9 protein-coding genes and 1 pseudogene are annotated in these 10,505 nt (G+C 48.0%); 6 read left to right on the top strand and 4 right to left on the bottom strand.

What is annotated here, in order from left to right; translation table 11 throughout:
• Nucleotides 1–146: 146 nt before the first annotated feature.
• A complete protein-coding gene (locus tag ACK5MF_RS08870; protein ID WP_416921380.1) occupies nucleotides 147–398 on the top strand; it encodes a hypothetical protein in 252 nt (83 codons plus the stop codon).
• A 271-nt stretch (nucleotides 399–669) separates the two neighbouring features.
• Here the strand turns inward: ACK5MF_RS08870 and araH are convergent, their stop codons facing one another.
• The 3 genes from araH to ACK5MF_RS08855 all read right to left on the bottom strand — a co-directional run bounded on the left by araH (nucleotide 670) and on the right by ACK5MF_RS08855 (nucleotide 4,268).
• On the bottom strand, nucleotides 670–1,656 hold the full coding sequence (araH, locus tag ACK5MF_RS08865) for an L-arabinose ABC transporter permease AraH (RefSeq protein ID WP_416921378.1): 987 nt from the start codon (nucleotides 1,654–1,656) through the stop codon (nucleotides 670–672).
• A 17-nt stretch (nucleotides 1,657–1,673) separates the two neighbouring features.
• Entirely contained in the window at nucleotides 1,674–3,191 is a 1,518-nt protein-coding gene (gene araG / locus ACK5MF_RS08860) for an L-arabinose ABC transporter ATP-binding protein AraG (protein ID WP_416921376.1), read from the bottom strand.
• A 78-nt stretch (nucleotides 3,192–3,269) separates the two neighbouring features.
• On the bottom strand, nucleotides 3,270–4,268 hold the full coding sequence (locus ACK5MF_RS08855; RefSeq protein ID WP_416921374.1) for an arabinose ABC transporter substrate-binding protein: 999 nt from the start codon (nucleotides 4,266–4,268) through the stop codon (nucleotides 3,270–3,272).
• A gap of 375 nt (nucleotides 4,269–4,643) precedes the next feature.
• On the opposite strand from ACK5MF_RS08855, the gene ACK5MF_RS08850 reads away from it, so the two are divergent.
• From ACK5MF_RS08850 to araC, 5 genes are all read left to right on the top strand, one after another.
• Complete coding sequence (locus tag ACK5MF_RS08850) at nucleotides 4,644–6,347, top strand: ribulokinase (RefSeq protein WP_416921372.1); 1,704 nt, start codon at nucleotides 4,644–4,646, stop codon at nucleotides 6,345–6,347.
• Nucleotides 6,340–7,071, top strand: coding sequence for an L-ribulose-5-phosphate 4-epimerase (locus ACK5MF_RS08845; RefSeq protein WP_416921370.1), 732 nt, complete (start codon nucleotides 6,340–6,342; stop codon nucleotides 7,069–7,071). Before ACK5MF_RS08850 ends, ACK5MF_RS08845 begins: the two co-directional genes overlap by 8 nt.
• 3 nt (nucleotides 7,072–7,074) lie before the next feature.
• On the top strand, nucleotides 7,075–8,577 hold the full coding sequence (gene araA / locus ACK5MF_RS08840) for an L-arabinose isomerase (RefSeq protein WP_416921368.1): 1,503 nt from the start codon (nucleotides 7,075–7,077) through the stop codon (nucleotides 8,575–8,577).
• A gap of 158 nt (nucleotides 8,578–8,735) precedes the next feature.
• Complete coding sequence (locus ACK5MF_RS08835; RefSeq protein WP_416921366.1) at nucleotides 8,736–9,281, top strand: hypothetical protein; 546 nt, start codon at nucleotides 8,736–8,738, stop codon at nucleotides 9,279–9,281.
• A gap of 86 nt (nucleotides 9,282–9,367) precedes the next feature.
• Entirely contained in the window at nucleotides 9,368–10,207 is an 840-nt protein-coding gene (gene araC, locus ACK5MF_RS08830) for an arabinose operon transcriptional regulator AraC (RefSeq protein ID WP_416921364.1), read from the top strand.
• 91 nt (nucleotides 10,208–10,298) lie between these two features.
• On the opposite strand, the pseudogene ACK5MF_RS08825 reads toward araC, so the two are convergent.
• Nucleotides 10,299–10,505, bottom strand: a pseudogene (locus ACK5MF_RS08825) (hypothetical protein); the annotation flags it as partial.

Raw genomic sequence — 10,505 nt, 5'->3', positions numbered from 1 at the left:
TACGGTTTCTCGTTTCAGTGCACCACTTCCACAGCCCACCAGTCCGGAATACCCCAATAGCGAGTTGGATTGTGTACCACTAAAAAAAACATCTGCTCATCACAGACTTAAAGTATGCTTCCTCCCTTCGCAACACTGATAAGCTTTTGGCTAGTCAGTGCCCCACCAAACGCAGTGCTGATGGTCAGCTCGGTTTTCTCCTCCACACCATTACTGGGCTTCACTGGTCGAGCCTTACTTACTACTACGGATTCATCTGCCACCTCGCACCAACATTCACCTTGAGTCACCGCTTGATGGATGCTTCCGGCATTTGCCCGGATGTGGTGTCAGGCTTCCCCAGTTATTGCACTGACTCCCTGTTAGATATCCCACCCTCAATCACAGTATTGGTCTGACTAAGTATTGGGCTTTGCGCTATTTTGGACGCTTACCCACCAGTACCGCCGAGACAGATTACGGTTAGGTGTGTACATCTAACTTCCTCTGGCTTCCTTCAGACCCCACCGTTAGCCCGTGACGCCCTTGCCATTCGGATTGTCTTCCCCTTAGTCAGGGTGACTCCACTTTCTTTCAAGTGGACGGGTTTGCCAGCTTTGCTGGGCAAACAAAAAAGCCCTCTTAATTAGAGGGCAATAAACATGAGAAAAAATACGTGAAGTATATAACTTATTGAGATTTCTGTTTGTAGCGGTCAAAAATAACGGCTGCCAACAGAATCAAACCACGAACCACATACTGAGCAAACGGAGACATGTTCAACAGGTTCATCGCGTTTTCTACCGTACCGAGGATAAGCACACCGGCGATAACATAAGAAACTTTACCGATGCCCCCTTTCAGTGACACACCACCCAGTACACAGGCAGAGATAACTACCAGTTCAAAACCAACAGAAGTCATTGGCTGACCTGAGGTCATACGTGCTGCCAGAATCACACCCGCCAGTGCGGCCATGAAACCGGAGATGGTGTAGATCATCATCTTGGTTTTTACCACATTCACACCTGCCAGACGTGCAGCTTCTTCATTACCACCAATTGCCAGGGTATTACGGCCATATACAGTACGGTTGAGTAAGAAAGTAAACACACCAAAGGTGATAAGTGTTAGCCAGATTGGGGTAGGGATACCGATGAAAGAAGAGTTACCGAGCGCAAAGAAGCTCTCTTCTGTGATGCCCACCGCTTTACCATCAGAGATGATATAGCCAAGACCGCGAGCGATCTGCATGGTTGCTAGCGTAGTGATCAGCGCGTTGATTTGCAGTTTTGCAATCACAAAGCCGTTAAGCAGACCAAAAGCAACGCCAGAGAGCAGGCCTGCGCCAACACCGAGAATAACACTGCCAGTTGCGTTGATAGCGACCGCGGTGACAACGCCAGAACAGGCGATAACAGAAGCGACAGATAGGTCTAAGTCACCACAAGCCAAACAGAACAACATGGCACACGCGACCATTCCGCTCATCGAGATTGCCAGACCAAGACCTTTCATGTTGATAAAGGTTGCGAAGTAAGGAACGAACAGGCAGCAGAGCAAAAACAGACCTGCAAACACCATTAGCATTCCAAACTTGTCCCAAATTTTACCGAATTTGAAGCCACCAGATTTCGGTTCTGACTCTAGGGCTTTTGTAGGGCTAGAAGTAGACATAATGATATTCCTTAATTTTAAGCTGCTGCCGATTCTTCTTTGTCTAACATAGCCAGACGAAGAGCGGTTTGTTCATTAAATTCGTCGCGTTGAAGTTCACCGGTTACTGCGCCGTCTTTCATCACGAGGACGCGGTCAGAGATACCCAACACTTCTGGTAAATCGCTGGAAACGACGAGTACGGTCACGCCGTTTTCTGCCAGCTTAAAAATCAGTTCGTAAATTTCAGACTTGGCACCAACGTCGATACCACGGGTTGGTTCGTCGAGTAAGATCACGCTCATTGCAGTTGATAACCAGCGACCCAGAATCACTTTTTGTTGGTTACCACCGGATAATTTGCCGATTGGCTGCTCCAGAGAAGAGGCTTTGACATTGAGCGCTTCTTTTTGTTTGGAGGCGTTTTCTTGTTCCCAACCAAAGTCGATCAGACTCTTGAATTTAAGATGCCAAGGACGAGCACTGATATTGGTATTTTCCTGAACCGACATGATAGGTACGATGCCGTCGGCTTTACGGTCTTCAGAGCAGAGAGTAATGCCTGCGCGGATTGAATCTATCGGATTATTTATGGAGATTTTTACATCGTGTAGATAAAGGTCACCGGCTGTTTTTTTATCCGCACCAAAAATAAGGCGAGTTAACTCGGTACGACCCGCGCCGACCAGACCAAATAAACCCAGTACTTCACCTTGTTTGATATCGAGTGAAACAGGGGCTGTTAATCCCGGACCTTCGAAGTTTTCCAGACGTAAACCACTTTTACCGTGTGCCCGTGGGCGGTAGTTGTAGATATCGCTGATTTCGCGGCCAACCATCAGTTCAACTAAGCGATCATTGGTCAGCGCTGAAAGATCGGTAAATGATTGAACATGTTGACCATCTTTAAAGATAGTCAGGGCATCACACAGGTTGAAGATCTCTTCCATGCGGTGTGATACGTACATAATGATTTTGCCAGCGTCACGTAACTCACGGATAACCTTAAACAGGTTTTGAATTTCACGTTGAGACAAGCTACTGGTAGGTTCATCAAAGGCGATGATTTGCGCATTGCGGCTAAGGGCTTTGGCGATTTCCACCATTTGCCATTGGCCGATAGATAATTCTTTTAACTGGCATGCAGGGTCAAAAGTTTCACCAAGACGCTCTAACTGCACGCGGGCATTTTTGTTTAGCGTTTCGGTATCAACTCGACCACCTTTGGTTGGAAGCTGCCCAAGGTAAATGTTTTCAGCCACGGTCAGTTCGGGTACCAAGTTCAATTCTTGGTAAATAATCGCGATACCGTGCTCTAGTGCGTCGTTGGTTGAGGCCAGTGTGATCTCTTTACCATCAATTGTGATATGACCTTCTGTTGGCTGGTGGAAGCCACTTAAGGTTTTAAGTAGAGTCGATTTACCTGCACCGTTTTCGCCCATCAAAGCATGAATACTGCCCGCGCTTGCGCGGAAACTAACGTTGTTCAGTGCTTTTACTCCGGGGAAGTGCTTGGAAATATTACAGAACTCTATGTAAGAAGGGGACTTCGCCATGACTTCTCTCCGTTGGTTCAAAATAACCGAAATTCAAGAGGGGTGACGGCCAAATCACAGCCGTCACCAAAGATGAGCTTAAAGCCCTTTCTTCGCTAGTTCGTCTTTGAAGTTGTCACGAGTGATAAGAACTACGTCAGTTACTTCAACAAATTTAGCGGGTTCAACGTCTTCTTTAACCCATTTGTAAAGAGACTCGATACTCTTGTAGCCGTGTACGTCTGGGCTAGGAAGTAGAGAACCGTAGAAACCGGTTGCGCTGGATTTCGCGAGTTCGTTCACTGCATCCACACCGTTGATACCGATACCGATAACGTTGTCAGCACCGAAGCCCTGACCTTCTGTTGCACGTACGCCACCAAGCACTGTGTTATCGTTCATACCGACGATTAGCCATTGCTTAACGTTAGGGTATTGAACAAGCAGTGAGTTTGCTGCGTCCAATGCTCCAGGGATGTCGTTGGTTTTGGTTGGTACGCGATAGATTTGACCTTCTGGGAAACCCGCCGCTTTAAGCGCTGAGATAGAACCGTTGACACGACGACGCGCGGTGTCTAGCTCATCAGCGGTGATTGCCATCACGCCAGTCACTGAAACATCCCAGTTACGTTTTTGCATTTCTTTATAAAGTTCAGAGCCTTGACGTTCACCAATAGCCGTTGCTGCCATCATGACCAGTGGTACGTCAGTCATTGGTTCGCCTTTCGCGTTAAGGAATTGGTCATCAACGGTCACGACTTTGAGATCATAGCTTTTGGCTTTTGCCATGATTGCTGGACCTAATTTAGGGTCCGGAGTACAGATAACGAAACCTTTCGCGCCTTGAGCGGCTAGGGTATCGATAGCATTCAGAGTTTTTTCACCATCTGGAATCGCCATTTTAACCACTTCAAACTTAAGATCTTTACCGGCTTTTTCGGCAAATGACCATTCAGTCTGGAACCATGGCTCTTCAGGTTGTTTAACCAGGTAACCTAAGCGTAATTCATCATCTGAACCAAAGAAAGCATTGGCAGAGGCGCTTAACATCGTTGCCCCGGTTAGGGCTGTTGCTAGTAATAGTTTTTTTAGTTTCATTGTTATTCCATCCGCTGGGTAGGGTTTGTTTCACGGACATATTTGAGTATTTCATTTCAACTTGAAGTGACCAAAATCACACCAAAAAAATGTAGCGATTTTGTCCATTCATTTAGCCGAGGTGAACATGATGGGGATCTCATCTGTCATGTTTTAGTGCATTTTCGATCTGTTTTTGGTGGCAATTTAGCGAGAGGATTGCCGCGCAAGCCTTGTCTATCCAGTGTTAGTGTGTTTTTTAATCAGCTACACAGAAACATCTTTATGACTAATTTGTCCATATATCTAGCAGGCAATGTCATGGCTGATTTCTCCATGTAGGGGTATAACAAACAAAAAATATCACCCTACATGGATACCCTATACGGAGTTGTTATGAAGCATTTAGCGACACCCCCTGCACATGTTATCGGACTGGATTTTGGTTCAGATTCGGTGCGTGCATTATTGGTCAACGCTATTAGTGGTGAGGAAGTGGCTTCCGGCGTCACTTACTACCCGCGTTGGATGGAAGGCTTATACAACGAGCCAGAACAATCTCAGTTTCGTCACCACCCGCAAGACTATATAGAAGCGATGACTCAGGCGATCCGTGAAGCGCTTGAGCAAGTCTCTGCGGAAATCGCACAGTCTGTGGTGGGTATCGGTGTGGATACCACAGGTTCAACCCCGGCTCCGGTCGATGCGCAAGGCAATGTGTTGGCGCTACTGCCTGAATTTGCGCAGAACCCGAACGCAATGTTTATCCTGTGGAAAGACCACACCTCGGTATCCAAAGCCGAATTGATTAATGAACTGGCCCACGGTGGCGAGTTCATCGACTACACCAAGTACATTGGTGGTATTTACTCTTCTGAATGGTTCTGGGCAAAAGCGGCCTGGGTGAGTGAGCAAGATGAGCAAGTGGCGAAAGCCGCTCATAGTTGGGTGGAATTGTGTGACTGGATCCCCGCACTGCTTTCAGGTAACGAACACCCAAGTAAATTCCGCCACGGTATCTGTGCCGCAGGTCATAAAGCAATGTGGCATGACAGTTGGGGCGGCTTGCCGGATCAACAATTCCTTTCTGCCATTTCGCCAACTCTGGATGGTATCCGTGAGCGCATGTTTACTGAGGTTTATACTTCTGAAGATGTGGCAGGCTACCTCACACCAGAGTGGGCTGAAAAGCTGGGCTTACCTGCTGGTTTAGCCGTTGCGGTCGGCGAGTTCGACTGTCATATGGGGGCTGTTGGCGCAGGAGCAGGCGCGCATGATCTGGTCAAAGTTATCGGTACTTCTACTTGTGACATCCTGATGGTGGATGCGGACAAAGTGGGCGATCGCACTATTCACGGTATTTGTGGTCAGGTGAAAGGCAGCGCGCTACCAAGCTTGATGGCTTTGGAAGCGGGGCAGTCAGCATTTGGCGATGTTTATGCATGGTATAAGCGTGTACTGATGTGGCCAATTCAGGCGCTGGCGAAAACCAACCCAGACGCAGCAAAAGTGATGGAGCAGTTGGATAAGTCGATGGTGCCAATGCTTGCCGAGGCTGCGCAGCAATACGCTTTCAACGATAACTCACCACTGGCGATGGACTGGCATAATGGCCGTCGCACACCTTACGCCAACCAACGCCTCAAAGGCGCGATTACCGATTTAAACTTGGGTTCGACTGCACCGGCAATGTTTGCTGCTCTGGTTGAATCTACCGCTCACGGTGCGAAAGCGATTGTCGATTGTTTTGTTGACCAAGGTATGGATGTTGAACGTGTTATCGCTATCGGCGGTATTTCACAGAAATCGCCATATGTGATGCAGATGTGTGCCGATGTTATCGGTCGTGATATTGCCGTTGCCAGCTCTGAGCAGTGTTGCGCTCTGGGTGCGGCGATTTTCGCCGCGGTTGCCGCTGGTGTGTATCAAGATGCTCAACAAGCACAACAAGTGATGGCAAGCCCAATTAGCCAAGTTTACCAACCGAATGCGGCAGCAAAAGCGCTACGTGAACAACGTTACACCAACTATCGCGAGTTGGGTCAACATCTAGAACAAATCGCTGAAGCCAAACATGCTCAGGAGCGTAGCCATGGATAATGTGTCGAACCAACAAGAGCGTCTGAAAAAGCTGCGTCATGATGTGTGGCAAGCCAACTTAGATTTAGAACGTCACAAGTTAGTGACGTTCACCTGGGGCAACGTGTCAGCGATTGACCGTGAATCTGGCTTAGTGGTGATCAAGCCAAGCGGTGTTGCTTATGAAGATTTAAGCGCTGAAAACATGGTGGTGGTCGATCTGCAAGGCAATATCGTGGAAGGCGATCTCAACCCGTCTTCGGATACTGCCACTCATTTAGTGTTGTACCGCACCTACGCCAAGATTGGTGGCGTGGTTCACACCCATTCGCCTCAAGCAACGGCTTGGGCGCAAGCGGGTAAAGCGATCCCAGCATTAGGCACCACCCATGCCGATTACTTCTACGGCAGCATTCCATGTACTCGCGCGCTCTCAAACGAAGAGATTGCCAGCGATTACGAATTGAATACCGGTCTGGTGATCGTAGAAACCATTGGCGATAACGACCCAATTGCGATTCCGGGAATTTTAGTCAAAGAACATGCACCGTTCTGCTGGGGCAAAGATGCTCATCAAGCGGTGCACAACGCAGTTGTGACAGAGGTTGTCGCCGGCATGGCGCTGCAAACTCTGCAGATCAATCCTGCGGTGGAATATATCAATCAAGCGTTGCTCGATAAGCACTACCTACGTAAACACGGAGCCAATGCTTATTACGGTCAGTCAGCTAAGAATAAAGGGTAAGTCATGAAAGTATTTAACGAAAAACAAGTTTGGTTTGTCACCGGTTCACAAACGCTCTACGGACCAAAAGTGCTTGAGCAAGTGGCGCTGGAAAGTGGTCAGATGGTGGCAAGTTTCAACCAAAGCAGTGCCATCTCTGTACCTATGGTCGACAAAGGCACAGTGAAGTCTCCGGAAGAGATCCTGAATGTCTGTCGCGCCGCGAACAACGATCCAGACTGTATCGGTTTGGTGCTTTGGATGCACACCTTCTCTCCAGCAAAAATGTGGATTGCAGGTCTGTCTCAGCTCAACAAACCGTTCATGCATCTTCACACTCAGTTCAATGCGGCGCTTCCTTGGGACAGCATCGACATGAACTACATGAACACACACCAAAGTGCGCATGGTTGCCGTGAGTTCGGCTTTATCGGCACTCGTATGGGTATCGACCGCAAAGTGGTGGTGGGTCACTGGCAAAATCCGCAAGTGCATAAAGAAATGGATGACTGGTGCCGTGCGGCTGTGGGTATCCACGCAGGTCAAAACCTCAGAGTGGCACGTTTTGGTGACAACATGCGTCAAGTAGCGGTGACTGAAGGTAACAAAGTTTCTGCGCAAATCCAGTTCGGCTACGAAGTGAACGCTTACGGCTTGGGCGAACTGACTGACGTGGTTCAATCGGTATCGGATGCCGATGTGGCTCGCATGTTGGATGAATACGCATCAACGTATGAAATGAAACCAGAGCTGCTCACCGATGCGGCACTGCTTAAATTGATGCAACACGAAGCACGCCTAGAAATGGGTATGGAACGCTTTTTAACTGATGTAGGTGCTAGCGCATTTACCAACACCTTTGAAAACTTAACCGGTTTAGGTTCGCTGCCAGGTCTTGCAACACAACGTCTGATGGCGAAAGGCTTCGGTTACGGCGGTGAGGGTGACTGGAAAACCTCGGCTATGGTTCACATCATGAAGCAGATGGGTAAAGGTCGCCAAGGCGGTACATCATTTATGGAAGACTACACCTATAACTTCGGCGCAACGGACCAAGCTCTTGGCGCGCACATGCTAGAAGTGTGTCCATCCATCGCTGCGGCAAAACCACGCCTGGAAATTCACCGTCATACCATTGGTCTGAAGTGTGATGTTCCTCGTCTGCTATTTAGCGGCAAAGAGGGTGATGCGCTTAACGTGTCTGTGATTGACCTTGGTAACCGCTTCCGTATGATCGTCAACACAGTGAAGACGGTTGCGCCACCACAAGGTATGCCACACTTACCAGTTGCTCACGCGCTTTGGGAACCAATGCCAAACCTACAAATTGCAGCGGCAAGTTGGATTCATGCGGGCGGCGCACACCACAGTGCCTACAGCCAACAGGTGAGTGTTGATACCCTAGCGGATTACGCCGATATTCTAGGTATGGAAATGGTTGTTATCGATGAAAACACTGAGACTCGTACCTTCAAGCAAGAGCTGAAAACCAACAGCTTGTACTACCGTTTGAATTCTGGTGTTTAAGTCTGGTCGTCGTCATTATTCTTGTTCCGCCGTCATTCCTGCGAAAGCAGGAATCTAATAACCGCTAACTGCGGAGCTTAGATCCTGGATAAATACTTTGTATTTTCCAGGATGACGTAATGCGAGTTTAGTGATAACGAAAAGTTGTAGAGGTAATTATGGCGGTTGACGAATCTAAACCAGAGCCGGGCGTTGACATTGTCAGCCCGTTTGATATCCACCATAACCAGTGGACACTGCGTGTTGCTGGTCAGTGTGCAACTGAGTTTGAGCTGCTGTATGCGGATAAGGTGTTGTACCAAGGCAAGCTCGAACTGATTAACAACGGTGAGTTACTGGATGTCTCACCGGCGCAGTGGAAGTTTCGTCATCGCCATGATCGCATTGAACAATGGTGCCAGTTTCACCATGCCGATAAGCCATCGGTTAATCAGCTATCCGTCAACATGAACTACTACTTTCATGATAAAGCGGTGGTGATTGAGTATTTGGCGCGCAATAGCATTCCCACTCGATTAGATATCCGCCACGCGATTGTTCCCGTTGAGATGGAGGGCAATAATGAGCTGCCACAATCCGAGCAACCGGATTGGCAACTGAGCCGCCACGGGCTTCCCAGTGAATCTATTCGTCATTCCATCAAACCTGATCTGTTTCGTGAAGCTTTTTCTGCTACACAATGGATAGTTTTAAACCAACCGTAGATCGTATTAGATAAAATGTGATGTCGAAAATCGCAATACTTCCGGGCTCAACATACACTAGAGAAAATTCTAATGATTGTTGGTCTATGCAGAACACTGATCCACTCAAGCCAGGGTATGACTTCGATGCGCATTTAGTCGCGGGACTGACACCGATTATCGAAGGTGACGAGCTCGACTACACCATCGACCGTCAAACCGGCATGAAAGGGTACATCATCAATATCACCAGCAAAGGTGAAGGTACTATTTTCTCCGCAGAACATGAGTTTCATGTCAAAGCGGGAGACTTACTGCTGTTTCCGCCCAGTGCCGCCCACTATTACCGCCGCAAAGATGACAATGCTTCATGGTTTCACCGTTGGGTCTATTTTCGTCCCAGAGCCTTCTGGAATGACTGGTTAAACTGGCAGGAAGAACGCAATGGGGTTTATGTGACCAGCGGCTTGTCAGTGCAGGACATCGAAAATATTGAAAGTTTGTTTGTTGATATCGAATACACCGCCAAATCCGATCTCCCTTATCGCGACGATTTAGCGATCAACTTGCTTGAGCAATTGTTGATTCGTTGTAAATCGGTACAACCCGATGTGGTGAGTAAGCCGCTCGATCCGCGTATCATTCAGGCGATTAACTACATGACGCAAAATCTCAATCAGGATTTCAGCCTTGAGGAAATTGCTGCGTATACCTGTTTATCGCCATCTCGTTTAGGGCACTTGTTCCGCGACGAAATGAAAATGACCATTACCCAATGGCGCGATGACCAACGTATTAGCCGTGCCAAGCAACTGTTGGTAACGACGCACTATTCGGTTAATCATATTGGACGAATCGTCGGCTATTCCGATCCGCTTTATTTCTCGCGCGTATTCAAGCGCAAGGCTGGTGTCAGCCCTAAACTTTATCGCGAGAAAATTACCTGATAACAGCTCCGGTCAGACTGATGACAAACCCAATATCGTCATTCCTGCCTCTCGTCGCGTCATTCCTGCGAAGGCACTGAGGGATCCCCATTTATTGGAGTGGTCGACTTATTATTGAAGGGTAACCTATCGATAAAGCGGCCACTCCATTTCGAAACCATTGAAGTACACGCCTCAAAGGCGTGTCTTTTAAAATATTCTTCGCCAAGCTAAGGAATGATAAAACCCTCTTTGTTTTTAGTGAGTTAGCCTGATATCTATAGTGCTGATTCTGTCTTTCTGCTTCAAAACCAACTAT

Origin of the sequence: Vibrio sp., assembly GCF_047973365.1 — a bacterium.
GTDB lineage: Bacteria > Pseudomonadota > Gammaproteobacteria > Enterobacterales > Vibrionaceae > Vibrio.
Note: the sequence above shows the minus strand (reverse complement) of the source record. Positions and strands in the feature narration are given on the sequence as shown.